This is a genomic window from Spirosoma sp., from assembly GCF_026391055.1.
Taxonomy (GTDB): domain Bacteria; phylum Bacteroidota; class Bacteroidia; order Cytophagales; family Spirosomataceae; genus Spirosoma.
Genome location: NZ_JAPLET010000022.1, coordinates 899730 through 922521, shown reverse-complemented (window position 1 = coordinate 922521; position 22792 = coordinate 899730). Strand labels below are relative to the sequence as shown.

Below are 22792 nucleotides of genomic sequence, written 5' to 3'. Positions count from 1 at the left end.
AGGCCTCCCGGGAAAGGGCCGTTTTTGCGTCCTTTTCGGAAGGAGAGCGAGGTGCGAATTTCGTAGCATGGAAACAAACGTTTACGGTAACTCGGGCGGGGTTAACAGTGGCTTTCTCGCTCGGCTTTGGCTTATTCCAATCGATGAGGTCCTCGGAGTTCTCGACCCGGAGCTCTTTTCGAGCGGGGAGGCCTTTACGGTCCCGGCCTCGGGCTTACCCACTACCGAGGAGGCCGAGGTTAGTCGGCTTAACTTTCCGGCCGGAGGAGGCTCGTTCGAGGAGATTCTTACCAGGGGAGCCGAGGGGCCGGTCTATACCATGACAATCGAGGCAATGCTCCCAAAAAACGAGACCGACCTCCTCGCTTTTCTGCACCGCAACCAGGCTCGGCGATGGCTCGCCATTTGCGAGGACCGTAACGGCGGGGTATTCGTTTCGGGAGAGCCGGGGCGGGGCCTCGACTTATTTTTAACAAGAGCCATTGTCGAAACGAGCTCGATTCGGATTTCCCTCTCCGGCCGCTCTTGGCATCCGGCCTTTAGGCTCGAGGATGCCGACCTCGAGACGTTGCTCCCGTATTCACGCATTACCTACCAAACTGATTATAAAAATTATTTATGAGTGCAATCTCTAGGCCGTTAATTCCTTACGCCGTGGCCGAGCGTATTAAAGCGGACGTTTGTAAACTCCGTATTCTGTTTTATAGTGGAGAGGCTCCGCTCGATGTCTCCGGGCAAACCTTCGAGCTCCGGGTTTCGTATGCCGGGATTTCGGTCTTAACCAAGCTCAATCCAAGCATTACCCGAACGAATGTTAACGAGCTCGAGATTTTGCTTACCGATGCCGACAAAGCCTCCCTTACCCGCAAACGGTATAGCTTTACCCTCGTTAATACGAGCCTTAACCGGACCGAGTTAAACGGGGTTCTCGCTTTTGTCGGAGTGGAGCCCTCGGCCTCGTATTCGGCTCAGGTAGCACCGGATATTTTAATCCGGTATTTTACCGACGCAACCGCAATCGAGGAGGTTGTCCCGGCTATTCAGGGTACACTCGGCTGGACTCCCGTACTCGCAACCGTTGCCGATGGGCTCCGTCTGGTTCAACAGGTTAGGGACTGGACCGGGGGCTTTACGGGAAAACCGGCAACCGGGAAATACGTCGGAGCGTTGGGGCTTGTTGACAGTTTAGCCGAGGCAACCGACATCCGGGGAGCGGTCGGCCTGAATTGGCGGGGAGCCTGGGCTCCGCTTACCAACTATGCAGCCGGAGACGGCGTATCGAGCGGAGGCAACACCTACCGACGCAAAACGAGCGGAACCTCGGGAGCCGCTTTCGATCTAACGTTTTGGGATGTCGTCGCACAGGGAGGAGCTCCGGCCGATCTAACGGTTACAACCGAGAAGCTAGTCGAGAAAGCCGTTACGCCCAACAAAACGAGCTTTCTCACCTACAGCAAAAATGGATTTGATTCGAGCGGGGTTGTCGATGCCAGTTTTGTAAGCACCGGGACCGGCTCGATAAGCTCGGGCTCGGGTTTTGCCCGTTCGGGCCGAGTGCCGGTTCTGCCTAACACGCAATACACCTTATCGGGCTTAATTGCTCTTACCAGTGCTCAATTCGGTATGCGATTCGAGTCGGCCTCGAGTGCGCTCCTCGACTACTATTCGGCCGGAAAAAACGGAGCCTTTAACTTTCCGCTTACGTTCGTTACTCCGGCTAACTGTACTTTTATTGTCTTTACGATTCGGCACTCCTCGAGTGTGCTTACCCTCGCTCAAGCCTCGGCAAGTATCCAACTCGAAGCCGGAGCCGTTGCGACCGCTTACGAGGGGTACGGAGTGAAACTAACGGGAGCCCGCATCGACCCGGGCTCGCTTAACCAGGACGCGAGCAACCAACTCGTTAGCACAGCCGAAAAAACGGCCTGGAATGGCAAGCTGGACGGAGCCCTCCGGGTTCTTGGTAAAAATGGATTTGATTCGAGCGGGGTTGTCGATGGAAGTTACGTAAGCACCGGAGCCGGAGCCATTACCGCGACGGCCGGGTTTGCCCGCTCGGGCCGAGTGCCGGTTCTGCCTAACACGCAATACACCTTATCGGGTTTAATTGCCGTTACCAGTGCTCAATTCGGTATGCGATTCGAGTCGGCCTCGAGTGCGCTCCTCGACTACTATTCGGCCGGAAAAAACGGAGCCTTTAGCTTTCCGTTAACGTTCACGACTCCGGCTAACTGTGTGTTTATCGTCTTTACGATTCGACACTCCTCGAGTGTGCTTACGCTCGCTCAGGCATCGGCAAGCATCCAACTCGAAGCCGGAGCCGTTGCATCGGCTTACGAGGGGTACGGCTATAAGCTCCTTAATACGCGAATCGACCCGAGCTCGCTTAACCAGGATACAAACAACCAACTCGTTAGCGCAGCCGAAAAAACGGCCTGGAATGGCAAGCTAAGCGGCTCGGCCGTTGCTTATGAGCTCGTAACGAGTAAAAACCTCGCTAACCCGGCAACCTTTACCGATGGGGCTTACCTGGAAACAACCGGAGCCGTAACGACAAACGCGGGGTACGGTTATACCGACTTTATTCCCGTTACCGAGGGGCTTACTTATACCGGATGGGACGGAACAAACGGCATGAGGAAAACGACGTTTTACAATAGCTCGAAAGGGGTTGTAACGGGAGGCTCCTCGAACGCTATCACAACGTTTACGGTCCCGGCCGGAGTTGCCTTTGTTCGCGTCTCGTATTACATCGCCAAAAAAGGGACGTTTCAGTTTGAGCAAGCGGGAGCGGCCTCGAGCTTTCAGGCTTATTTTTCCCCACAAAAAACGCTTACCTCAGTAGACGGAGCTCTTATCCCGACGTTTACGAAAACCAATAAAGTAACGCTTGCTGATTGCGAGCGGATTCTTATTTGCGGAGACAGTTACTCGGCCGGTTCCTATCAGCTAAACGGGAAAGGATACATTTATCTATTGTCCATGTTTACCGATTGGAACGTTGAGAACTACAGTAAATCGGGAGACCGTTTCGATATGATTCTCAGCCGGATAAAAAGCAATGATGCCACGTTTCACCCGAGTTTAGGGATAAGGGCGTTTAAAGGAGGAGGTTACGCGGTTTTAATCAGTTACCGGAATGAATTTTCCGGGACCATAACAAACACCGATCAGCTAAATGTCTACTTAGCCAACCTCGAGAAAGTTGCCGAGGCCGTTAAGAATTTAGGCTTTCGGCCGATTGTCTCCTCGGAGTACTTCATTAACTCGGGCTCCCTGGGCTACCTGGTACAAACGGCCTTAAGCGAGTATTGCACCCGCAAAGGATACGTTTTTGCTGACGTTGCTCAGCGAGCGAGAATCCTCAAGGGAAACGAGTATCCTCCGTTTTGGCTCGGCTCACATCCGGGCGTAAGAACGAACGCTTTGTTTTGGGGGCCGATGCTTAAGTATATCCAGGCTCTCCCGAGACCGAAAGCCGCTATTAAACTCTTTCGGAAACGGAGCTCGGTTAGTGCGGCCTCGAGTACCGACCTTTACTTTAAAAACCGGACCGAGTTAAACAAGCTCTTTAAGGAGATCAATATTAACCAGTACGGACTTGCACCGAGCGTAGAGAAATACTACGACGATTTAACGACGCTTAACGGCCTGGGAGCGGTCCCGAGCGCAAAGGTTTACGAGTATATGTCTCTAATCAATAAGGAGAGTATCTCGTTTGCGGATTACGCGCTCGCTCGTTGTGTCGTTAATGCGAGAGCGGGGAATATTTCGAGTTTCCGGCTTATCCTCTCTGACCCGAGCGTTACCGTTTTTGTTCAGGATGCCACGAATTTACAATGGGTACAACTGACGAGCTCGACCGTTAGCGGAGTGGTCGGTTTCGGGCTCAATGACCCACAAACTCAGGTTAATTATGATGTCGTAACGTTTTTACTCTACAAGGCCGGAGGATTCGCGCTCACTGATATTTATTACGAATGGGCCGGAGTGGAGGGGAAAGACCTTACTCAAATCGCTTTGCCGGTTGACCTAGCAACGCCGGAGCTCCTGACAACGACCAACATCTCGAGCCCACTTTCGGGATGGACCGCAACGGGGAGCCTAACACCGACAACGCCAATCGATAACAGCTTGCCGATTGGAGCCGATAAGGTCGTTACCCTTAGCTCGAATAATTATTTAAGTCAAGTCGTTAACTTTTCGACCGAGACCGAGCGGACCCGTAAAGTACAGATCAAACTGACCGCTCGGAATAATCCTCCGATCTATGCGAGCTCGGGCAATTACCCGGAGGGCTCCTCGATTACGGCCGATACTTACGATTTAACAACGCTCGTTTGTGAGCTCGAGCTTAACTCGCTTAACGTGCTCACGTTTTCGAGACAGGTCGGCTTGCATTGGACGGAGGTCTTTATCGAGGTACAACTACCGCCGAACACGCCGAGTTTAACGCTCCGAATTAAGGCCGAGAGCCCGACCGAGTTCTGTAAAGCCTCCGTTAAGGTCGAGTAATTAGGTCCTTTTTAAGCAGTACCGAGCCTCTCATTTTTGTAGCACACTTAGCTATTTAAATGAGAGGCTTTACTTATTCTTCATTTGCCGGTCTTTGGGCTCTCGAGCTCGCTTACGCGGCTCGTCTACAGGAGGTGATAGTCCCACGTATGCGAGCCGGGAGAGACGCGGTTCCTCCCTCTATGCGAGGAGAGCATCCCTCGGCATTTATGGGAGGCCGTGAGGATAACCGGCCGCAAGCCGGGACCTCGGGCTATTACGAGTACTTTGTCGATGCTTACGCCAAACGAACCGGAGGGGAGGTTCCTATTATTCCGGTTATCGGACCGCTCAGCCGGTACGGGGCTTGCTCCTGGGGGTATGAGGACCTTACCGGCCTCATGCAAGCGGCCGACCGGATGCCGAGCACAAAGGCAATCGTGCTCGAGACAAACACGCCGGGAGGGGGAGTCGATGGCTTAAAAGCCTTTGCCGAGAGCGTTCGGGCAACCAGTAAGCCGGTTGTCGTCTGGACTCCGTTTTGTGCAAGTGCGGGCTATTACTTTGCCTCGCAAGCCGACGAGATTATCCTCGAAGATCAGAGCGTTACCGAGATCGGCTCGATAGGGGTCATTATGATTTACGCGAACCAGGCTCGAGCCCTCGAAAAAGCCGGGATAGACGTTCGGATTTTCCGCTCCGATGGAAGCGAGAAAAAGGCTCCGCTTAATGGTATCGAGCCGCTCTCCGAGGAAACAATCGCCTCGATACAATCCTCTCTTAACGACGCAAAGCGGGAGTTTCACGGCTACGTAAGACGCGGGAGGGCCGGACTCCTGACCTCCGACGAATGGACCTCGGCCGATATGTTCTCCGTTAAGGACGCGCTCAAAATCGGGCTTGCTGACGCGAAAGGCTCCTTAGACTTTGCGGTTAAACGCGCTCTCCAACTCGCTAAACAATCTTAATTTTTTCTATGGCAGCAGTAAAAACAACCCTTGCCGCATTAGTGGCAAAAATGTTCGGAAACTCCGAGCAAGCAATCTCCGAGAAGCTCTCGAGCGAGGAGTATAACCAGTTTACGACCGACGCACAAGCGGCCGCGCAGCGAATTACCGAGCTCGAGGGACAGGTTTCGGGATTCGAGGAAACGGTCTCCGGCTTAACGACTCGGGCAGAAGCGGCCGAGAACGCGCTCACCGAGAAAACCAACCGGATAACCGAGCTCGAGGGCTCGCTTACCGAGGCCGAAACCGACCGGGATAAGTACAAAGGTTGGTTTGAGGAAAAGAAAGCAGCCGGTAAGGGTCTCCCGGCCGAGGATGCCTCCAACCGCTCGAGCGAGCCCGAGGCATTGTCGGACTATAACGCCGACGCTTTAGCCTATTTCCGCAAAGAGAAAGGAGGTAACTAACCAGGCAACAACACCCGCTTTTAAAGGCAGTAAACAACAATTTTTTTTCACGTAAATTCTCTACCAAATGAGTGCAGTTAAAGGGTACGATTTTAGTAAACTACCTACCGAGTTAATGCAGGTTTTCGACGGTCGTAAGGACATCGTTACGACCGTTTTAGTAGACGGAGAGGCCTCCCTCCGGGCGGATTTTGAGATGCTGGTAACGGACAACAAAAGCCCGTTAATCAACCTCGAAGTAATGGACGTGTTGAAAGCGGCCTCCGACGAGTTCGACCCGGCCGAGGGAGCTCTCAAGTTTGGAGCTCGGGTTCCTAGCTTTGAGGATGTGGACATCGACCTCCATTTTACAGTAGGGGAAATACAAACGATGTACCGCTCGTACTTGCAGTATGTTAAGGGCCTTGAGAGCGAGAAAGACGTTTTAGCCAATCCGTTTCAGGTCTTTTTCTTGGAGCAGATCATTAAAACCGCTCGGGCCAACTTACGGACGCTGGCAAGCTGGAAAGCCGTTAAGAACGGAGCGAACAAAGGCTCGATTTACGCTATTACCGGCCTTTTGGCTAAACTAACGGCCGGACGCGGGGTAAACGGAGACATCCCGAGCGAGAACGTTTTAACGGCCGCAGCGACCATAGACGATACAAACTCGTATGAGCAAGTTATCGCCATGTGTAAGCAAGTAGAGGCCGCTAACGAGGCTCTGTTAAACATCCCCTTGCAACTCCGTTTGTCTCCCTCGCTGGCTCGCTCGGTTAACCGTCGCAGACAAGCGAAATTCTCGAACGTGCTCCGGCCGGACGACGTAATGACCGCAATCGACGGTTACGATAACGTAACGCTTAAGGCCGATGTCGGTCTCTCGGGCAAGCAAACGATGGTTATTACTCCGGCCTCGAACCTGTTTTTTGTCTGTAACGAGGACGTTTCCGCTTACCGGCTGAAAGCCATTGAGACCGTAAAAGGGTATGACATCAATATCCGTATGTCAGTCGGTTTCGATTACGGATTCGGTAAGCTCGTTTTCCCGAACGATAAAGTGTAAGGAATAGCGGTTCCGGCTTACCGGCCGGAGCCGCTCCTCCCTGTTTTTTCTTTCTTTCAATCAATCCGAATTATTCAAAAATCACAAATGAAGATTAAAGGAGTTTACTCGATTATTGCCGGTTTTGCGCTTTTGCTTATCGGCTCGTTGGTTGCCGTTTCGACAGGTAATGTGCTTGCCGGTCTGGTTTCGATTCCGGCCGTTTCGTTGGGCGTTACCTATGCAACCGGAGTTCAATTGTTCGACTTAAACCAGGTTGCGTTTACGACGCTTGCCTCGATTCCTCGGACCAAACAACAGACTATTAACCCTGGGGGCGGTCGCAAACTGTTTCTAATGGCGACGGATAATTTTGCCGAAGAATGGCCCAAAAAGGCCGACATCGTAGACGGAGAGATTACGGCCGCTCCGAGCTTCGTTACCGGAGGGACCGCGCCGGTCTTTGTCGAGGTACAGGTAAGTGATAACTCACTAAAACAGGACGGAGCTTTGAAAGGAGCCTCGGGTTATCAATCCTGGGAGCAATCGCTCGAGGTTAAAATCGCCGGTTTCACAAAAGAGCAATGCGACGCAATCGAGAAGCTCATTAACACCGAAGTCGTTGCCGTTTGTATCCTTAACGATGGGGTACGGACCGTTTCGGGTACGTCTCTCCTGGGATTACAATTCGAGATTACGCACACCACCGGAGCCAAAGGCTCGGACCGGAGAGAATGGACGCTGAAAGCCAAACAGGACGGCTTTATGCACAATTATATGCCGATTGCCGACACAGTTACGATACCAGGCGTAGCAGCCGCTTAAGGCAAAAAGACAATCCGCTCAAAAATTCACCTTTTAAGCAAAAGAGCCTCCTCCGATGGGGGAGGCTCTTTTTTTATCACAATGGCAAAGAAAATAGTCGTTTTACATCCCGCTCCCGGCCTTATGTTCTCCTTTGCAAACCGGGAGGTAAAAGTCTCGGCCTCGATGCCGCTCGAGGAGGCCGAGTATATCGCTAAACAGTATCCCGGCCGGTATGTCGATGTTATCGAGGAGCCCGAGCCTCCGGTTTCTTCCATTGAGGAAGAGGCAATTAAGGAGACTCTCGAAGCATTTCAGCACTTGGGGATAAACGTTAAGCGAGTCAAAAAACACCAATAATCCATTTTATCGAAATAATCGCTCGAAAAATCGACGACAGATCCGCTCAAAAACAAAATTTTCTATGGAGATCAAACAATTAAAAGCGGCCGCTCAATTGGCCGAAATGCACCATAAAGCCGACCCGAAAAACGATGGCAAAAAGGCCGAATTTGATAACGCGCAGAAAGCCTATGAACTGGCTCTCGAGGCCGAGCCAATTCAGGCCGAGCCGGTTGCCGAGGAGCCCGTTAAGGCCGAAAGCGAGTCGAAACCCGAGGTCGTTATCGAAACGGCCTCCGAGCTTTCTATCGAGGAGCTCGAGGCCTTGCTTAAGGCAAAGAAAGCAGAGAAGAAAGATAAGGCCGAGACCGAGGAGAAAGCAGCCGAAAAAACGACCGAGGCCGTTACATCGACAGCGAACGTCGAGGCCGACTCTGTTAAGCCGGAGGACGTAAAAAAAAACGAGAATCCGAGCTAATTAACCCGGCTCATTCAGTCGAGGAGGACCGTAAAGAGCGGCTTACTATGCAAGCGGAAAGTTTGCATAAGCAAGCCGCTCTTTTGTCGAATAGCCTCCCGGATTTTGCCGAGCATGATGTCGAAGGGCGTAAGAATGTAATCGACGCAATCCTCGAGCTCCGGGAGGCCTGGAAGGACGCGCAACACGAACTTGAGACCGGACAAGTTAGGAGGCCTCCGCTCGAGCGGGACCAGAAACCGACCGAGGCTCGAATAGGGATGTCAGAGGCCGAGATTAAGCTCGAGCTCCAAAAAAACCGGGTTAATATCTCCAAGAACAAAAAGAAAATCGAGAACGCTCCCGAGCACCGAAACCGGCCGACCTGGGAGGCCGATCTCGCTCGGCTCGAGGCAATCAATAACGAGTACGAAACCGAGCTTATCCGCTTGAAATATGAGACAGAATAATAAGTACCTACAAAAAGTACAGGAGGAGCTCCTTATTTATCAACAATACTTAATTGACGATAAAACCGAGCTTACACAGGCTCAATTAGACGTTTTCGACCGTATCGAGCTTACCCGTACCTGGTTACGGGAGGGCTACTCCGATTCGCAGGTCTTAACGATGCTTAAGCGGTCAGAGCACATTCAGGACCGACGCGCTCGGGAAATTTTAGCCTTAGCTTATTCGGTATTTGCCGAGCTCCGATCCAATCGGGATAAGGACGGTATAAAATACCTGTATTCGGAAATGTTCAAAGATGCCTACAAAAAGGCTATCGAAAATCTCGATTTCCGAGCGGCCGCTCTCTTATTGAAAGAGGCCGCGAAAATCGACGGAGCTTACTCCTCCGAATCGAACATTAACTCCGATCAGTACAAGCGGCCGACGAAAATCACCATTAAAGTAAAAACGATGAATGTCGGAGCTCCGGCCGAGGCTCCCCGACAAATCGAAAATGCAACCTATGAGCTCGACAAATAAACCGGCCGAGGAGCTCGAGCTCGAGCTCGAGGTTAACGAAAAGCAAGCCATTTTTTTAGAAGCCGTTACCTCGCATCATTACGAGGTAGCGGCTATGATAGGAGGCCGGGGCTCGGGCAAATCCGTAACGCTCGGAGACTTCTTAATGTATTGCGTGGAGGAGATGCCAAAGGCTCGGGGCGGTTGGGGCGTTAAGACGGTAGCCAAAGCGAAAAGTAAACTTACGGCCGGTATCAAATCGGCCTGGTTACGTTGGGGTATTACCGAGTACGATTTTAAAACCGGCCTCGGTTGTTACGTTCTTTGGCGGGAGCCTCCGGCTCACTTCGACCGGCCGTATCAGTCTCCCGATAACTGGGAGAACTGTATCAGCTTTCCAAACGGTTTCGTTATTGAAATGGAAAGTTTCAAGCTCTCGGCCGACGAAAACCGGGGCTCGAACTTCGACTTTTACGTTATTGACGAGGGCTTGAATTTTAAAAAGGCCTGGTTAAAAGTGGTTTTACCCACACTCCGGGCCAACGTTGGGAAATTTAGCTCTCCCTTGCACCAAATGTTAGCCGTTTTTTCCTCGCCACCGTGGACACCGGATGCCGCTTGGCTCCATGAAATCGAGGACCTCTCCAAAAAGGAGCCCAACAATTACTTTTACCTCGAGGTAAAAACAAAGGATAATCAAGCCTTTTTACCCGAGAATTATATCGCTCGTTTACGGAAGCAGCTTACCCGGCTCGAGTTTAAAGTCGAGGTTGAGGGAGAGCGTATCTCCAAACTACCCAACGGCTTTTACCCGAATTTCCAATATAACGTACACGTTGTAAAAGATGAGGCCGATCTCGAGGAGCTCGAGGCAACGGTCTATAATGGGGAGCTTTTCTATCAGAACGACCAGGAGCTCGAGCTTAGCCTCGACTTCAATGCTCACTTTACAAGTGCGAGCGTTTGGCAATCCGAGGCCGGACTCTCGAGGCAAGTCGATAACGTATTCGTTAAGGAGGCCGACGAGGGGCTTACGATGGCGCAAACCTGGGCGGCTCGGTTTGTGGCTGACTATAGCGAACACCGAAAGCGAAAGGTAACGCTAACCGGAGACCGTAACGGCAAGAATAAAAGTGCCGGTTCTACCGATTCAATGTTCGACCAGGTAGCGAAGATTTTACGGGCCGAGGGTTGGCTCGTTACCGTAAGCCCATTGAATTTTAACCCTCCTCACAAAGACAAGTTTGTCTTGATCTCGGACGTACTATCGGAGCGGGACCCGAACCTCTTTCGGGTACGTTTCGACGGTAACAAGTGTAAGGCGACGGTAATAAGTATCGAGAACAGTCCGCTCAATGCCGACTATAGTAAGAACAAAGGGAGCGAGAGCTCAGGCATAGAACAGGAGCGAGCGACTCACTTAAGCGATACAGTCGATTACTTTATCATTTGGAAACTGAAAGGAGGGGCAACCGTTAATTACTCCGACTTCGACGTTTCGCTCCTCTAACGAGAGAAACAATTTTGTAACCAGACGGTCGAGGCCGGTCGAGCCCGGAGCTCGACCGGCCTCGACCGGCCTTTCATATATTCGGAAACTTTCCATTTTGGAAAGTTCCAAAATGCTAAAGGGCGGGGTCGAGAGAGAGAAAAGAGGCCTTTTTTATGAGTTTTTCCGAGTAAACCAGCTAATAATCAGCCGTTTTAGTTGTTTTTAGGGTGCAACTTTTTAAAACACCAAATTTTAGGCTGTTTTTCTTTGGAAATCTTTATTTAAAGGGTTAATTAACAGGATATTAATAAATTTAGTCAAATATTAATTGTTACTAGTTTGCCCTATTCGTTAATATTGTGCCGAGTTAGACACCTTACCAGTCTCCCACGAACAAACCAATTTCCAAAATCAATGAAATTTAACGACATCCTTACCGAGCTCGAAAATTACGCGCTCGAGGTTGAGGAACTTAAGGGCTCGGCCGGAGCTCTGCAAGCCTCTGTTACCTACTTTTTCGAGCAACTGGCAAGCCGGGAAACGTGGAGCCTCGAGGCCTTGCTCGAGGTAAAGGAGAAATGCCAGATAAATAAAAGCCTCGATATGCTCGAGGCCGCTTTCCAGACGACCGAGGAGGAGGAAAGCGAATAAAAAAAGCCCGAGCTCGGGCTTTTTTTATTAGTTGAGGGCAATTTTCTTGTTATGTAATATAAACCTCGATTCATCGACAAAGTTCGGATTCGAGGCTTTGAGCTCGAGCATGATTCGCCGCTCGTCTACCTGGGCGTAAGCCTCGAGGCCTTTTGCCGAGGTTCTCCCCATCATAGCGATAGTACTCTCGGTCGAAAAGCTCCGGTTTTTAAAGAGGAGGACCTCGGGACAAAACGACGCGAAAGAGTCCGAGTATAAGCCTCCGTTTAAGCAGAGGTTTGCAAACGTTTTGCGGCCGACATGAGTCGTTATATTCTTTGTGATGCCGACCCGCATCGAGATCACTTTTAAATACAGGTTCGTTTTCTGGTTTGGCCGAACGTGGATTTTTTCAGGCTTACCCTCGTAACGGCTTTCGAGGATGTACTTAACGATAGGGTGAAGCGGTTGCCGGGCGGTAACGTCGGTTTTTACGCGCTCCTTTTCCAACCAGATCAGACCGACCGGCTCGGCATCCTCGCTCGGCAAAACCTTGTAATTGAAATGCTCGGAGCGGAGGCTCTTAATATCGGTAAACGCGAGACCCGTAAAGCAGCAGATCAGAAAGTAATCCCGGACCTCGGAAAGTACTCGCTCGGAGGGCTCGAACTGATACGTTAAGAATTTCAGGAGCTCGGCCTCGGTTAAGAAAATGGGGTCATTCGGTTTAACCCTGGAAACCCGATACCCGCGCAACGAGTCCCGAGTCGTATAGTCGTTAAGAAATCCCCATGTAAGAACCTGCTTAATGGTTTGGGTATGTTTGCGAATCGTTGCCGGTTTTCTGGATTCATCGACGCGCATCCAATAGCGATACTTTTCCATGTAGGAGAGCCCGAACGACTCGGCCGGTAGATCGGCTTGCTTAATGTCGGAGGTTAACCAGGCAGCGACTTTATTCTTAACGACTTCATAGGTTTGACAGGTCCCGGCCGAGATTTCGGGGTCTTTGGCGATATGCTTAAGGTAAAGCTCAAAGAGCGCAACAAACGAAAAGCCTTTCCCCTCCTGCTTAAAGAGTTTCTTTATGTTATTAACGGTGAACGGCTCCGCTTTGCGGAGTAAGTCGTTATAGATAGCCGAGGCTTTCTCGCGCCAAATGTCGAGCGTTTGGTTTTGTTGTTGAGCCTCGGGCGTTCGGGCGGTAATGCGTTGGGCCTCGGGGTTCCAATGTCTTCTTAAGACTTGTATTCCGGTCGAGCCGAGTTCGGCTCGGCTCCCATTTATTGTAATACGGAAATAGATTGTTACAAGGTCTTTTGATTTTTTGGACGGATGAGCCCAAAACAATTTTTCCATTCTGTTAAGTGACATTCAATAAGATTTTCAGGTTAATTTTTAAGTTACTCCCGCAAACCTATTGACTTTAAAATATATAATGAACGGTAACAAAATGTTTATTTTAGTTGCCACCTCGTAGATTTAAGTGCCTCCGAAGGGGCCTCCTACTGTCTGCAAACGTATGTTATTGACAAATAGGAAAAAGCGTTGAGCCTAAACAAAAAAGGCCTCCCTTTATTGGGGAGGCCTGGTCTTTATCAGAAACTTATGCAGAGAGAGAGGGATTCCTTCTCTTCAAAATAATTACTTGATTGTGACCGTGTTCTCAGCGTACGAGAACGGGGTGCCACCAACTTTGCTAATGCGTTTTGTCGGGTTTTTGGTTTTTAACGTCTGATCTAAGGCTATGCCCCGGTATTCGTTAAAGATTTTGTTGAACTCGATTTGTGCAGTAGAAAGCGGTTCTTCAGCAGCACCCTCAGGCTTTCCCAGTAAATCCAGCAGCCTTTCAATTTGCCGGTCTTTAGCTCGAAGTTGTTCTTCGAACATTTGTTTCATGTCCTGCACTTTTTGCTCAATTCTTTCAAGTAAGTCTCCCTCGGCTAAAATTTTAGATTGAGGTATACTGTCATTTTTTAAGTCATCAAGCAGGTAAGACGGCTCTACGTTTAAGCTTTTTGCTATTGCCAGTATAGTTCCCGTTTTACTGGTTCCTCTTTTTATCATTACATAAAAACCAGCCTCTGACATACCTATAGCCTCTGCTACACCCTTTACAGTGCGAATTGGGCTATCTTTTTGGGCAACACGGTCCTTAATTCTCTCAAGTAGTTGTGCCATGTGAAAATATTTTATTGTGTAAGACTTGCATAATTAAAGCCATCGTACTACTATTGCAACACAATTTGTTGTGTTGCCTGACGCAAAATACTGTGTTCGGCTGATGAAATGCAAGTTTATCTATGGGAACGGCTCAAAAAAGTACAATGCGGAAAAACAAGCTGTGGGATGTCTATCAAAATGCAGCCCCTTTAGTACACAGCGAAATCCTTCTTGAACTCAAAAAGCAAAACCTGTATAGGCACTGGCAAACAGTGGCTAGCAAGGAGGGATATGACCTTCATCTGGCTAAAGCGCCCCTGCGGGATATCTTCCTGAAAGTCATGCCCGAAACGGCTCCCTACTTTGGTGTAACCCTACCGTCAACTCTTAAAACCCTTTAAAATGCCTACCTGGTTTCTTGGAAGTATTCGCTATCAACAACCCGTCGATGATTCGAACGTGGGTACCCGGAATGAGGAGTTTATCAAGCAAAAGACCGTAACGGAGACGTATCTGGTCGATGCTGTCAGCTACACCGATGCCGAAGCCCGGCTCTATCAGGAGATCGCGGCCAATACACCTGACTTTGAAATCAGCGGTATCAGCCGGATGAAACTGGCCGATATCTTTTCCATCGATGGAGCGGGGGAGACCTGGTACAAGGTAAAGGCCCTGTTTATCACGGACGATGAAAAAACGGGCAAGCAGAAAAAGACGCCCAGCCTGATGCTGGTCAATGGAGAAAACCCCAAACAGGCTTACGAGCGGGTGGAGGCAAGTCTTAAGTCGGCGCTCGATCCCTTCGAGATTACCGATGTGAATACCACTAAAATCCTGGAGATATTTCACTTCGTTGAACTTCCAAACAGTACTACAATATGAGCACAAGCGATGGGCCATACATGAATCCTGCATCCCTGGCAAACAAACGCGCCTTAGCCCAAAGCATCCAGGAGCTATTCTTGCAATTATCGGATAAAGTCCTCCAGGCCAATAAGCTTGGCCTGGAGGTACGACTGGATCACAGACTTGTCGAGGCTCCGTTTTCGCCCGTATCCGTGTATGAAAAGCTTGATCTGACCTATCCGGTAGCTGCTCAATTCTCTCCCGAGCAGCAACAGGCCCGGCAGGCGATCATTGCTGAAGGCAGGGAAGGTGAACTGGATGCACTTGGTTCTGAGCTAATTGATCCGCAAGAAGCGGCTCTGCTTTTAGCTAACAGGCCGGTAGAGGAGGGTACATAAAAACTGCGTATCGTTCCCAAGAGGATAAGCGGAGACACTTAGGGAGAGAATCTGGTTTTTGCCCATTTGGCCCGACTCAATCTCTTTGGCAACCTTATTAAGGCTAAGATTTAATCGGGAAAGGATTTGCCTTTCTACCATACCCTGGTTTGGTACTGGCTTTATCTGCGACAGCAGTTCATTTCTGGAAAAGTCAAGAATCATTGAAACGACAGGGTTCTGATCAGTCATTGCGGTAATGGGGAGATTAAGTAAAACATGAATTAGACACTCAAACTTAACTCCCCATCCGCAACATTCTATCGCTTACCATCTACACCCATGAAAACCTGGATCGACGCCCTTACCGATGCCGAGCAGCGGCTGGAGGAAATACAAACCTCAGCCATCGTGGGCATCTGCTTTATAGATGGAAGTAAACGCCTGGTTCAGCTCTTCGACGATGATCCGGACCTGCGTGAGGTCATCGTCGAGTACTATCGGAAACGCCTGGATCAATTGGCCCGGTCAAGCTCAACCGGAAACCAGGTGCTAAGACCCTCAAAGGCTTAACTGTGTATTACCCAATGTCAACATATATATCTAAACGTAAAATGGACACACACGTAAAATCCTTTTTCAAAAGTCTCTTCAGCAAGCGTTCTGAGCCCAAATTGAGCGAAATAGAGCCCGAACCCCTGCATGTCTCGGTCATAGCCGATGAGAAAGGGGCGGACTTTCTGCGCACCCAGCTGGAGCTCGACATTAAAGGGAAAAGCCTGGGCCACCGCCCAATTGGCTATACCCTCTTTGAGCTGATCGAGTTGGAGGCCCTGCTGAACCGCTCGCCTGCATCCGGCAAAGCCAGCGTGATCTATACCCATCCGGAATGCCGGAAACTGGCTACCTACGTGGTCAAGTATTACGTGCTGGCCCGGGATATCGAAGATTTTGAGAAGGCGGTGGCTTACGATAGGCTGCTGACCTCACTGCTGAATTACACAACCCTTATTAACGTAATGGTATGAAGCCAGAACCCCTGTTGGAGTTTTTAATAGCGCATGCGGATATGCTCTTTTGGGGGCTGCTGCTGGTGATCCTGTTAGCCGCGATAGCCGTAGTTAGCAGTGTGCAGCGCACGGCCGAGCAGTCCAAAAAACTAACGCGTTAAATGGACTTTCGAGTGATTCAGATCGGGTCGTACCAGGTACTGCTCGAGCGGCTGGAAGAAGAGGAAAAATGGAAGGTGTTGATCTCGACCTACACCTTTCCCGAGATCCGATTCGATGAGTGGATTGACTGCGAAAACCTGCATGCCGCCCGCTCATTCATTTTAGATTTTTCGGATACCTCGGCCCGCAGCTTTTTAACCCGGGCGACGGCTGGGATAGTCAGGAAAGAAGTCAATGCCCATTAATCGCAAACGCTACCCGCCCGACTGGAAACAAACCAGCAGACGGATCCGCTTCGGCCGGGCGGGTGGACGTTGCGAGTGGCCCGAATGCCGGGCAGAGCATGGGAAGCCCCATCCGAAAACAGGTAAGATCGTCTGTTTGCAGACAGCGCACCTCAATCGGATACCGGAGCAGACAATAGACGGTGAACTTATGGCCATGTGTCCACGCTGTCATTTCGCCTATGACCGGCTGGATAACCTGGCTAAACAGCAGCTAAAGAAACGCTTCAGTGAGGGTCAACTGGCGCTCCCGTTTTGGGAAAACAGCCCGACTTCAGTGAAAGACGGGCTGTCTGGAATACAATCTAAACGTGTGAGTAACACACAGGTGCAATATTACGCTGAAACGCCATAAATGGAGACGAAACGCCAGCAATTAAGTGATTTGCCTTTTATCCCCCGGTGGCTGGGGGAGCCTATGTACCCGGGCGGACTGCCGGTGGGTCCGGAGAGTATGTCGGTGGCCACGGATGTAGGGGGTGAGGCCCGCAACATCCGGGAGCGGATCACCCAGTATTACCTCCATTGCATAGACAGCCAGGGCCAGTTTGTTGACTCACCACCGTCGCTGTCGGAGGACGACTTTCAGGTACTGCGTCAGTGGTCGATCTACTACCTGCATGCTCCCCTTTTTGACATAGGGCTGGCCGAGTTCAATGACCTCAAGGCCCGTTCGTTCGAGGTATCAACCTGGAAGCAGCTGCATGATCTGGCCTGGGAGGCGATGGAGTTAGGACTAGACTTTTTGTAGAAGACATTACTAGATGGCCTGTTAAAGGCCGAAAGACGCTCTCGAGCAGTCGAATCGCTGCTCAAAGCCGCCCTGACGGTTAACCCACAGGGTGAATGGTGTGGATAGAAGCGGTACTATCCGGCTGGCCTGATCCAGCCGGATAGACTTGGGGAGGTAGTTCAGTTGGTAGAACGTAGCTCATTATCAGATATATGATCATGTGTTACGCGCCGGTTCGACTCCGGTCCTCCCCACAAACCATATAAACAGCCGAAGGAGCTGGCAATGCGGTGTCGGGTCGGCTGAGCAGGGGGAAAGTCGACAGAATCTACAGCCGTTGGATCGGCGCAGGCCCAAGGTTGGATAAGTCCTGGTAGTACTTGGCAGCAGGCGCAAACTGCCATTTGAAACGATAAGCCCTGCCATTGACAGCTCGCCAAGATCAGAAAGCTGCCTGGGGCCAGGCAGTTGATTGAGGAAAGGCATACGAGCGAGCGGCCAAGCGCAGCCAGGAGGGGTGGCACTGTTAACAGCCGGGCGAGTGGGGGAAGACCCCTCCGGATCCTGATCAGGATCCGGGATGCAGTTGAGGGAAGAGGGTATAGAAAACAGGGTGAGGCCGGGTGGGGCCGGGTAAGGGAAACTTTGCCCCTGCTGGTTCGAATCCAGCCATGCTGACAATGCTGGAGGGTCCAGCATGCTGAAGGTTGTGGGATAAAGATGGGGAGTGACGCTGGCGGTCCTGCTGCCAGCGTCATTAAAAACAAAACAGATCTGGCTGCTCGATGGGAGCACCTGGCAAGCAAGCCATGAGTGGCAGGTTCGATTCCTGCCCAGATCGCCACCGAAGTAGGCTAAGGCCAATTTTAGTACCCTGACTCCCTCCGAAGGGGAGTCAGGTTTAAAAACTTGTACTTGAAAATTCATGAGTGAACACATTACGCCACCCAAAAGACCGCTCTCGAGTCTGAGTATGGAAGAATGCCAAACGCTGTTTTCTAAAGCGTTTGGGGAAGTAACGGTCCTGGAGCACCTCCAGATAGGTATCTGGGCAGGGCCGCAGCTGGTCATTAATTCAGCAACTCGCTACATCATCCTCCACATAAGTGGCGAGGTGATGGCCGGCGATACGACGAATAACAAAGATGCTGTTGTCTGGATTAATGTCCGCCATCTACTGACGCAACTGGATGCCTATAACGTGGCATTTGGTGAAGCTAAACCGGCAACCCAGTCATGAGTACGATCGATCCCGCCACCATTCTGATTTGCCAGAAGTCCAGTCTGACCCGGCTTCATCAACGCGTGCAGGCCGTTAATGAAGCCGTTCCACCCCGACGCTTCAAGAAGCTAATCAACGGCCAGGAGGTCGAATACGAGCGCAAGCCTAAGGCCATCACCGGCAGTGTTGAGGCCACTGCCGAGCGACTCATCAAGGATTACGTAAAGCAGTACCACGGGCTGCTTAAACAGGTTGGGAGTGCCGCTGTAGGAGATGACATGCCTCCCCTGCAAACGTGCCGGCTCACCTTGGCCAACCGGCGTACGATCTCCGAGAAGACCGCCTACAATCACCTACGTAGGTTGCGGGAAGCGGGCTTTATTACGCGCTATAAGTTTAGAGGGTCACGGCATGCCTTTGAGATTTGGATCGATCCTGCGCTCTTATTTCAAGCCGAACGGGCTTATCCACAACCGGCTGTTAAGAACGCGCAACCCCTTGTTAATCACCTTTCTCAAACAGTAACATTTTCTACCCCTACGGCAAATTTTACCGCATATAAAGCCAGTGTAACTCAAGGTTACAGTGAAACAGAAAAAAAAGCGGATGGAAATGTGCACAGCGACGCTCCGAAGGTTGAGCACGGCGACGAACATCATGGCAACACCGAACGGCTACAGCCAACCCGGGTATCCGAAGGCCCGAATGGCTCCTTAGGGACCGTTGGTCACAGTGACAAGGGGGCGGGGGGGCCGGGCGCGGCCGACTCTTGTGGACAAGTGGATAACCCGGATAGCCCCCGATCGGCAGGCCAGCGGGCTAAAGCCAGGCTCACCAAATCGGATCTGGATGCCCGGCGGGCTGCGAGTCGCACCGAGGCCCAGCGCCAGGCTATTCTGGAGGGTTATTTGATCAGCTTCTGGAATTACGCCAAACAGCTGCTGTATTCGTCAAAAGTGTTCGCTGACTACGAGGAGCCGCTTATTCTAAATGCCATCCGGTCAGGCGTTTATCGAAATTTTGGTCCGGCGCTTACCGAAAAAGAGTGGGACGCCTACCAAACTGAACTTTACAAGCGTATTGAGCTGGCTGCCAGCTACTACCAGCGCCATCCGGATAAATGGGTACCTGACCCCTACGCACTGCACCGACCGGGAACAGGCTATTTTGACGAGGCAAACACCCGGGGCTTTGGCGGTACGCTGGCCTGGGTTGAGGAAAACAACCGCAATTACCGCAAAAGCTATGAGCAGCAGCAGATTAACCTGGCCGTTCGCCACCTGCAGCTGCACCGGGTGGACAAAGCGCCCCGCACACTCCAGCAAAAAACCTACGTGGAGGCCTTCCGCCACCTGCAGCACAAGATAGGGCGGTTCGGGCCACAAGCGGTCGAGCGGTTTTTAACCCTGGTCAGCACGTTAGGCTCAAAAAAGCCCCAGCTCACCCCTGGTTTCACCAGGAATTTCAAAAAGTAAGTGCCACTTAATTACTGTTTCATCATGCAACCCCGTGCCAGTATGTCAAGCCGCTCGGCTGATCCCCTCAAACAACACGCCTGTATTCAGGTGATTGTCAAATTTGTGGATGGTAACGTCCGCACCTTCTACAGCCGCGATATCGACTGTTTAAACCAGAACAAATGGAAGTATAAGCACGTCGCCTACTGGGTCCAGTACTGGAAATACCGGATCGAGAAAGAATCGCCAACCGGTTGGGAGGGACGGGTGAGTGAAGCCGCCATATTCCACAGCTTCGACGGGAATCGGGGCGATAAGATTCTGCAGTGGATCAAAGCCAGAGGGGGCTGGCAGAAAAACGCCTGATCATGATCACCCTCAAGCTTTACCCCGCCGAATTCCGGGTGCTCATCGGGTATCTGAGGTTCAATACCCAGGATCAGGACCAGGTCCCGCTGGTGCATCAGTCCCTTCACCGATTAGTGCTGCTGAACTACCTCCAGAGCTGGAAAGTCAGCCGGCTGCTGATTTGGCAAGGAAGGCGAACCGACCGGGAGTTCAAGCTGTCGATGCCACTGACGGTTGCGCTGGCCCTGTATCAGGAGATGCAATCGCAGCTGCTCACGGCGCATCAGCAACTGTTGCTGGCTAAACTCGATCAGGCGGTGATCAATTACCAGAGTCCCACCAGCCAGGCCCACGTGATCGGCGAGCTCATTGGCTACTAATGAACGATCCCCCGGGCGCGTGCCACCGGCCGGGGGATCAAAAAAGTGCATTACTGTTCCGACCGCAAAACTAGGGCTATTTTCTTGAAGATGAACAATTTTGAACACCTGCAAACCCATTTATACGCTGTTGTACGTGATGAATCCGGCAACGTCATGACGATTTGTGAACGGCTGGAATTCTGCGTCAACAACGAATGCATAGCGGTTTTTGAAGGGCGATGGCTTGACCTGCACTATTTTAAAAGAGGTGTACTCTTTCACGTCTACAAGGGCCGGAAGCTGATTCGAACGGCGGGTACCCACATAAATTTCAGCAAGCATACCCTGCTGGAGGAGCGCATCGACCGCTTCGAGGTGAGCAGCTATGATTTCTGTCATTTGCTAAAAACCATGTTTTTAGCATCCACTCAACCCTATGACGAGTGGATAGCCAGTAGCGTGGATAACGAGTACGCGCACTGGCTGGGCATACGTGTTCCCTTTGATCCAATGCTGCTGGCTTTTCTATGCTCGGATGAGGCCGCTCGAGTTGTGTACGGCGAGCAATTACCCGTCAATCAATCACCAATCCATTCGTTTATATGAGATCACGTTTAATCGCTTTGCTAACCTGCACGGTAGCGATGGGAACGAGTTATGCGCAGAGCCGGCCGGATTCGAGTTCGCAGGCGGTAAGGCAGCCAAAACTACCAGCGTCGATGACGCTTCAGGACGTTAAAAACATCGTGGCCTTTGACCATTCCCAGGGGATTGGACGATCCTTGATTGGCCTGATCGACGCCTGGTACGGAAAGGCCAAACAAGCCGGCAAGTCCGAGCCGCAGGCAGTCGAGTACGCCTTTGATCAGCTAGCGAAGACGCTTAATAAAATGGCAGAGCGTGCCGTAAAGCCTTAAAGCTTACCTAACTAATCAAGCTTATGTGTAGCTGTATCAGTGAATTACAAAAACCTGTTCTCTATAAACACCCTAAAGGGAAGCTGGTTACGGCGGTTGACTTGCCGCTGGGCCTTGTTTGGGGAAAGGAGTCAAATCAACTGCGAGCCATGACGTTTACCGAGGCCAGAATCAGCGTCGAGGGAAAGAAAACCCCGGAGCGATTTAAACTCCAGCATACGTACTGTCCGTTTTGCGGTGTCAAATACGGCGAGGAAAGTCCCGTCAAATCATCCGAAAACCCACTGCCTGATCATGTCGACGCATAGCTATGAACTTGAAGCCGCTCAGCAGGCCCAGCCGGAGGCAGATCCCCGCCTGCCGAGTAGTCAGGAGGAGCCTGACGATGATCTGATGTATGATGTTGTTGGCGCTGCCGTCCGCGGCTTTTATACCCCGTATCATCCAAATGAGGACTAGCAACGCAAACGGATTTAAACCAGGCCCCTGGACGCTGATTCTCCTGGTTGTGGTCCTGTTGCTGGTTGGCATTCTGAGCAAGATCTTACCCTTTTTCAACTAATCAATCGCTTACTTTTTACCATTATGACAAAGGAAACGTGTACCGAATTGATCGTTAAGCTCGAAAAGCTTCAAACAGGAGTGGCCATGTTGAATCGGGAGGCTCAATTGCCTTTACTAGGCCTGGTCAACAATAGCTTAAATCTGGCAAAAGACATTGAAACGCATTATCTGGAAAGTCAGCAAACGGATACTGAAGCAATTACCATTGATCTTAACCTCGTTAATCCGTTCAAACTAGGCCTCGATGATTGCCCTGAGCCGACTCCAACCAAGAAAGTTGTACTCTACCAAATGGATTACTGGGAGATCGTCGAGCAGGAAGGTGAAAAAGAGGCTTACCTGCGTAATCTTCATGGAAGAAGGTATCCCCTAAAAGGTGCTGAATTCTTTCCGCTCAGTCTGGCACGCATTGAAGATACCCGGTTTTGCCAGCGTGAGCTCGAGTCCATTCCAATGAAGGATACTTCTCTCAATTACTCGGGCATTCGGGCGCATGCGCTTAAGCTTTGGAGTGCTATAATGAAAGCCGAAGATCAACAGCAGAACTTAGCGAAGGAAATACTAAATTTTAACGCTTTTATCAATGGTGTATTAATCGCCATAGCCTCTGTTACAACACCTAAAAATGCTACCGTCGACGGTATTGCCGTCTTTGCTTCGCAAGTCCCTGCTTAACCTACGCACGTATATATTCATCAGTAACGCCCCTTTCGGGGTATTT

33 protein-coding genes and 1 pseudogene are annotated in these 22792 nt (G+C 51.0%); 31 read left to right on the top strand and 3 right to left on the bottom strand.

Annotated features, from left to right (window positions below; genetic code table 11):
• Positions 1-67 precede the first annotated feature (67 nt).
• The 12 genes from NT073_RS19200 to NT073_RS19145 all read left to right on the top strand — a co-directional run bounded on the left by NT073_RS19200 (position 68) and on the right by NT073_RS19145 (position 11647).
• Entirely contained in the window at positions 68-622 is a 555-nt protein-coding gene (locus NT073_RS19200) for a hypothetical protein (protein ID WP_297376638.1), read from the top strand.
• Positions 619-4515 (top strand): hypothetical protein, encoded by a 3897-nt coding sequence (locus tag NT073_RS19195; protein WP_297376636.1) that lies wholly within the window; start codon positions 619-621, stop codon positions 4513-4515. The genes NT073_RS19200 and NT073_RS19195 overlap by 4 nt, the downstream gene beginning before the upstream one ends.
• Before the next feature lie 149 nt (positions 4516-4664).
• Positions 4665-5462, top strand: a complete 798-nt coding sequence (locus NT073_RS19190) for a S49 family peptidase (RefSeq protein WP_297376635.1) — start codon at positions 4665-4667, stop codon at positions 5460-5462.
• A gap of 8 nt (positions 5463-5470) precedes the next feature.
• Positions 5471-5908 (top strand): hypothetical protein, encoded by a 438-nt coding sequence (locus tag NT073_RS19185; protein ID WP_297376633.1) that lies wholly within the window; start codon positions 5471-5473, stop codon positions 5906-5908.
• A 67-nt stretch (positions 5909-5975) separates the two neighbouring features.
• Positions 5976-6953 carry a hypothetical protein gene (locus NT073_RS19180; RefSeq protein WP_297376631.1) on the top strand — a complete coding sequence of 326 codons (978 nt, stop codon included), beginning with the start codon at positions 5976-5978 and terminating at the stop codon, positions 6951-6953.
• An 87-nt stretch (positions 6954-7040) separates the two neighbouring features.
• Entirely contained in the window at positions 7041-7757 is a 717-nt protein-coding gene (locus NT073_RS19175) for a hypothetical protein (protein ID WP_297376629.1), read from the top strand.
• A gap of 81 nt (positions 7758-7838) precedes the next feature.
• Positions 7839-8096, top strand: coding sequence for a hypothetical protein (locus NT073_RS19170; RefSeq protein ID WP_297376627.1), 258 nt, complete (start codon positions 7839-7841; stop codon positions 8094-8096).
• 64 nt (positions 8097-8160) lie between these two features.
• Positions 8161-8556, top strand: coding sequence for a hypothetical protein (locus NT073_RS19165; RefSeq protein ID WP_297376625.1), 396 nt, complete (start codon positions 8161-8163; stop codon positions 8554-8556).
• 47 nt (positions 8557-8603) lie between these two features.
• On the top strand, positions 8604-9005 hold the full coding sequence (locus NT073_RS19160; protein WP_297376623.1) for a hypothetical protein: 402 nt from the start codon (positions 8604-8606) through the stop codon (positions 9003-9005).
• Entirely contained in the window at positions 8992-9525 is a 534-nt protein-coding gene (locus NT073_RS19155) for a hypothetical protein (protein ID WP_297376621.1), read from the top strand. Before NT073_RS19160 ends, NT073_RS19155 begins: the two co-directional genes overlap by 14 nt.
• Positions 9509-11014, top strand: a complete 1506-nt coding sequence (locus NT073_RS19150; protein WP_297376619.1) for a hypothetical protein — start codon at positions 9509-9511, stop codon at positions 11012-11014. Before NT073_RS19155 ends, NT073_RS19150 begins: the two co-directional genes overlap by 17 nt.
• A 396-nt stretch (positions 11015-11410) precedes the next feature.
• On the top strand, positions 11411-11647 hold the full coding sequence (locus NT073_RS19145) for a hypothetical protein (protein ID WP_297376618.1): 237 nt from the start codon (positions 11411-11413) through the stop codon (positions 11645-11647).
• A gap of 27 nt (positions 11648-11674) precedes the next feature.
• On the opposite strand, the gene NT073_RS19140 is transcribed toward NT073_RS19145, so the two are convergent.
• Together NT073_RS19140 and NT073_RS19135 are read right to left on the bottom strand one after the other, a co-directional pair.
• Positions 11675-12985 carry a site-specific integrase gene (locus NT073_RS19140; RefSeq protein WP_297376617.1) on the bottom strand — a complete coding sequence of 437 codons (1311 nt, stop codon included), beginning with the start codon at positions 12983-12985 and terminating at the stop codon, positions 11675-11677.
• A 285-nt stretch (positions 12986-13270) separates the two neighbouring features.
• Positions 13271-13807: a hypothetical protein gene (locus NT073_RS19135; RefSeq protein WP_297376615.1), complete on the bottom strand. Its 537-nt coding sequence runs from the start codon at positions 13805-13807 to the stop codon at positions 13271-13273.
• A gap of 122 nt (positions 13808-13929) precedes the next feature.
• Between NT073_RS19135 and NT073_RS19130 the strand changes: the two genes are divergently transcribed.
• From NT073_RS19130 to NT073_RS19120, 3 genes are read left to right on the top strand one after another with little or no spacing between them, the layout of a single operon-like run.
• Positions 13930-14190 (top strand): hypothetical protein, encoded by a 261-nt coding sequence (locus NT073_RS19130; RefSeq protein WP_297376613.1) that lies wholly within the window; start codon positions 13930-13932, stop codon positions 14188-14190.
• A gap of 1 nt (position 14191) precedes the next feature.
• Complete coding sequence (locus tag NT073_RS19125) at positions 14192-14671, top strand: DUF4494 domain-containing protein (RefSeq protein WP_297376611.1); 480 nt, start codon at positions 14192-14194, stop codon at positions 14669-14671.
• Positions 14672-14691: 20 nt separating this feature from the next.
• Positions 14692-15033, top strand: coding sequence for a hypothetical protein (locus tag NT073_RS19120; RefSeq protein WP_297376609.1), 342 nt, complete (start codon positions 14692-14694; stop codon positions 15031-15033).
• On the opposite strand, the gene NT073_RS19115 is transcribed toward NT073_RS19120, so the two are convergent.
• Entirely contained in the window at positions 15001-15264 is a 264-nt protein-coding gene (locus tag NT073_RS19115) for a hypothetical protein (protein ID WP_297376607.1), read from the bottom strand. The two genes, NT073_RS19120 and NT073_RS19115, sit on opposite strands and share 33 nt — an antisense overlap.
• Before the next feature lie 90 nt (positions 15265-15354).
• Here NT073_RS19115 and NT073_RS19110 point away from each other — a divergent pair, with 90 nt between their 5' ends.
• The 16 genes and pseudogenes from NT073_RS19110 to NT073_RS19035 all read left to right on the top strand — a co-directional run bounded on the left by NT073_RS19110 (position 15355) and on the right by NT073_RS19035 (position 22746).
• Positions 15355-15585: a hypothetical protein gene (locus tag NT073_RS19110; protein ID WP_297376605.1), complete on the top strand. Its 231-nt coding sequence runs from the start codon at positions 15355-15357 to the stop codon at positions 15583-15585.
• Positions 15586-15626: 41 nt separating this feature from the next.
• Positions 15627-16040, top strand: coding sequence for a hypothetical protein (locus NT073_RS19105; protein ID WP_297376603.1), 414 nt, complete (start codon positions 15627-15629; stop codon positions 16038-16040).
• Positions 16037-16183, top strand: coding sequence for a hypothetical protein (locus NT073_RS19100; protein ID WP_297376601.1), 147 nt, complete (start codon positions 16037-16039; stop codon positions 16181-16183). Before NT073_RS19105 ends, NT073_RS19100 begins: the two co-directional genes overlap by 4 nt.
• Complete coding sequence (locus tag NT073_RS19095) at positions 16184-16429, top strand: hypothetical protein (protein WP_297376599.1); 246 nt, start codon at positions 16184-16186, stop codon at positions 16427-16429.
• Positions 16419-16823 carry a hypothetical protein gene (locus NT073_RS19090; protein WP_297376597.1) on the top strand — a complete coding sequence of 135 codons (405 nt, stop codon included), beginning with the start codon at positions 16419-16421 and terminating at the stop codon, positions 16821-16823. Before NT073_RS19095 ends, NT073_RS19090 begins: the two co-directional genes overlap by 11 nt.
• Positions 16824-17219: a hypothetical protein gene (locus NT073_RS19085; RefSeq protein ID WP_297376595.1), complete on the top strand. Its 396-nt coding sequence runs from the start codon at positions 16824-16826 to the stop codon at positions 17217-17219.
• Between the two features lie 150 nt (positions 17220-17369).
• A pseudogene (locus tag NT073_RS19080) lies at positions 17370-17455 on the top strand.
• A 671-nt stretch (positions 17456-18126) separates the two neighbouring features.
• Entirely contained in the window at positions 18127-18441 is a 315-nt protein-coding gene (locus NT073_RS19075; RefSeq protein ID WP_297376594.1) for a hypothetical protein, read from the top strand.
• The gene (locus tag NT073_RS19070; RefSeq protein ID WP_297376592.1) at positions 18438-19898 is read left to right on the top strand and encodes a hypothetical protein; all 1461 of its coding nucleotides are present in this window, start codon (positions 18438-18440) and stop codon (positions 19896-19898) included. Before NT073_RS19075 ends, NT073_RS19070 begins: the two co-directional genes overlap by 4 nt.
• Before the next feature lie 24 nt (positions 19899-19922).
• A complete protein-coding gene (locus tag NT073_RS19065) occupies positions 19923-20246 on the top strand; it encodes a hypothetical protein (protein WP_297376590.1) in 324 nt (107 codons plus the stop codon).
• Between the two features lie 2 nt (positions 20247-20248).
• Positions 20249-20608, top strand: coding sequence for a hypothetical protein (locus tag NT073_RS19060; protein ID WP_297376588.1), 360 nt, complete (start codon positions 20249-20251; stop codon positions 20606-20608).
• Between the two features lie 90 nt (positions 20609-20698).
• Positions 20699-21196: a hypothetical protein gene (locus NT073_RS19055; protein ID WP_297376586.1), complete on the top strand. Its 498-nt coding sequence runs from the start codon at positions 20699-20701 to the stop codon at positions 21194-21196.
• Complete coding sequence (locus NT073_RS19050) at positions 21193-21507, top strand: hypothetical protein (RefSeq protein WP_297376584.1); 315 nt, start codon at positions 21193-21195, stop codon at positions 21505-21507. The genes NT073_RS19055 and NT073_RS19050 overlap by 4 nt, the downstream gene beginning before the upstream one ends.
• A 23-nt stretch (positions 21508-21530) precedes the next feature.
• Positions 21531-21815, top strand: coding sequence for a hypothetical protein (locus NT073_RS19045; RefSeq protein ID WP_297376582.1), 285 nt, complete (start codon positions 21531-21533; stop codon positions 21813-21815).
• Positions 21802-21966, top strand: a complete 165-nt coding sequence (locus tag NT073_RS19040; protein ID WP_297376580.1) for a hypothetical protein — start codon at positions 21802-21804, stop codon at positions 21964-21966. The genes NT073_RS19045 and NT073_RS19040 overlap by 14 nt, the downstream gene beginning before the upstream one ends.
• A gap of 126 nt (positions 21967-22092) precedes the next feature.
• Positions 22093-22746 carry a hypothetical protein gene (locus NT073_RS19035; RefSeq protein ID WP_297376578.1) on the top strand — a complete coding sequence of 218 codons (654 nt, stop codon included), beginning with the start codon at positions 22093-22095 and terminating at the stop codon, positions 22744-22746.
• Positions 22747-22792 lie beyond the last annotated feature (46 nt).

Coding starts and splice junctions, on each gene's coding strand:
- NT073_RS19135 (WP_297376615.1), bottom strand. CDS start 13,807: ATGGCACAACTACTTGAGAGAATTAAGGACCGTGTTGCCCAAAAAGAT.
- NT073_RS19055 (WP_297376586.1), top strand. CDS start 20,699: ATGAACAATTTTGAACACCTGCAAACCCATTTATACGCTGTTGTACGT.
- NT073_RS19165 (WP_297376625.1), top strand. CDS start 8,161: ATGGAGATCAAACAATTAAAAGCGGCCGCTCAATTGGCCGAAATGCAC.
- NT073_RS19190 (WP_297376635.1), top strand. CDS start 4,665: ATGCGAGCCGGGAGAGACGCGGTTCCTCCCTCTATGCGAGGAGAGCAT.
- NT073_RS19050 (WP_297376584.1), top strand. CDS start 21,193: ATGAGATCACGTTTAATCGCTTTGCTAACCTGCACGGTAGCGATGGGA.
- NT073_RS19115 (WP_297376607.1), bottom strand. CDS start 15,264: ATGACTGATCAGAACCCTGTCGTTTCAATGATTCTTGACTTTTCCAGA.
- NT073_RS19185 (WP_297376633.1), top strand. CDS start 5,471: ATGGCAGCAGTAAAAACAACCCTTGCCGCATTAGTGGCAAAAATGTTC.
- NT073_RS19140 (WP_297376617.1), bottom strand. CDS start 12,985: ATGGAAAAATTGTTTTGGGCTCATCCGTCCAAAAAATCAAAAGACCTT.
- NT073_RS19200 (WP_297376638.1), top strand. CDS start 68: ATGGAAACAAACGTTTACGGTAACTCGGGCGGGGTTAACAGTGGCTTT.
- NT073_RS19155 (WP_297376621.1), top strand. CDS start 8,992: ATGAGACAGAATAATAAGTACCTACAAAAAGTACAGGAGGAGCTCCTT.
- NT073_RS19085 (WP_297376595.1), top strand. CDS start 16,824: ATGGAGACGAAACGCCAGCAATTAAGTGATTTGCCTTTTATCCCCCGG.
- NT073_RS19120 (WP_297376609.1), top strand. CDS start 14,692: ATGAATCCTGCATCCCTGGCAAACAAACGCGCCTTAGCCCAAAGCATC.
- NT073_RS19105 (WP_297376603.1), top strand. CDS start 15,627: ATGGACACACACGTAAAATCCTTTTTCAAAAGTCTCTTCAGCAAGCGT.
- NT073_RS19125 (WP_297376611.1), top strand. CDS start 14,192: ATGCCTACCTGGTTTCTTGGAAGTATTCGCTATCAACAACCCGTCGAT.
- NT073_RS19160 (WP_297376623.1), top strand. CDS start 8,604: ATGCAAGCGGAAAGTTTGCATAAGCAAGCCGCTCTTTTGTCGAATAGC.
- NT073_RS19090 (WP_297376597.1), top strand. CDS start 16,419: ATGCCCATTAATCGCAAACGCTACCCGCCCGACTGGAAACAAACCAGC.
- NT073_RS19095 (WP_297376599.1), top strand. CDS start 16,184: ATGGACTTTCGAGTGATTCAGATCGGGTCGTACCAGGTACTGCTCGAG.
- NT073_RS19150 (WP_297376619.1), top strand. CDS start 9,509: ATGAGCTCGACAAATAAACCGGCCGAGGAGCTCGAGCTCGAGCTCGAG.
- NT073_RS19175 (WP_297376629.1), top strand. CDS start 7,041: ATGAAGATTAAAGGAGTTTACTCGATTATTGCCGGTTTTGCGCTTTTG.
- NT073_RS19060 (WP_297376588.1), top strand. CDS start 20,249: ATGATCACCCTCAAGCTTTACCCCGCCGAATTCCGGGTGCTCATCGGG.
- NT073_RS19130 (WP_297376613.1), top strand. CDS start 13,930: ATGGGAACGGCTCAAAAAAGTACAATGCGGAAAAACAAGCTGTGGGAT.
- NT073_RS19065 (WP_297376590.1), top strand. CDS start 19,923: ATGCAACCCCGTGCCAGTATGTCAAGCCGCTCGGCTGATCCCCTCAAA.
- NT073_RS19070 (WP_297376592.1), top strand. CDS start 18,438: ATGAGTACGATCGATCCCGCCACCATTCTGATTTGCCAGAAGTCCAGT.
- NT073_RS19170 (WP_297376627.1), top strand. CDS start 7,839: ATGGCAAAGAAAATAGTCGTTTTACATCCCGCTCCCGGCCTTATGTTC.
- NT073_RS19145 (WP_297376618.1), top strand. CDS start 11,411: ATGAAATTTAACGACATCCTTACCGAGCTCGAAAATTACGCGCTCGAG.
- NT073_RS19100 (WP_297376601.1), top strand. CDS start 16,037: ATGAAGCCAGAACCCCTGTTGGAGTTTTTAATAGCGCATGCGGATATG.
- NT073_RS19180 (WP_297376631.1), top strand. CDS start 5,976: ATGAGTGCAGTTAAAGGGTACGATTTTAGTAAACTACCTACCGAGTTA.
- NT073_RS19045 (WP_297376582.1), top strand. CDS start 21,531: ATGTGTAGCTGTATCAGTGAATTACAAAAACCTGTTCTCTATAAACAC.
- NT073_RS19035 (WP_297376578.1), top strand. CDS start 22,093: ATGACAAAGGAAACGTGTACCGAATTGATCGTTAAGCTCGAAAAGCTT.
- NT073_RS19040 (WP_297376580.1), top strand. CDS start 21,802: ATGTCGACGCATAGCTATGAACTTGAAGCCGCTCAGCAGGCCCAGCCG.
- NT073_RS19075 (WP_297376594.1), top strand. CDS start 18,127: ATGAGTGAACACATTACGCCACCCAAAAGACCGCTCTCGAGTCTGAGT.
- NT073_RS19195 (WP_297376636.1), top strand. CDS start 619: ATGAGTGCAATCTCTAGGCCGTTAATTCCTTACGCCGTGGCCGAGCGT.
- NT073_RS19110 (WP_297376605.1), top strand. CDS start 15,355: ATGAAAACCTGGATCGACGCCCTTACCGATGCCGAGCAGCGGCTGGAG.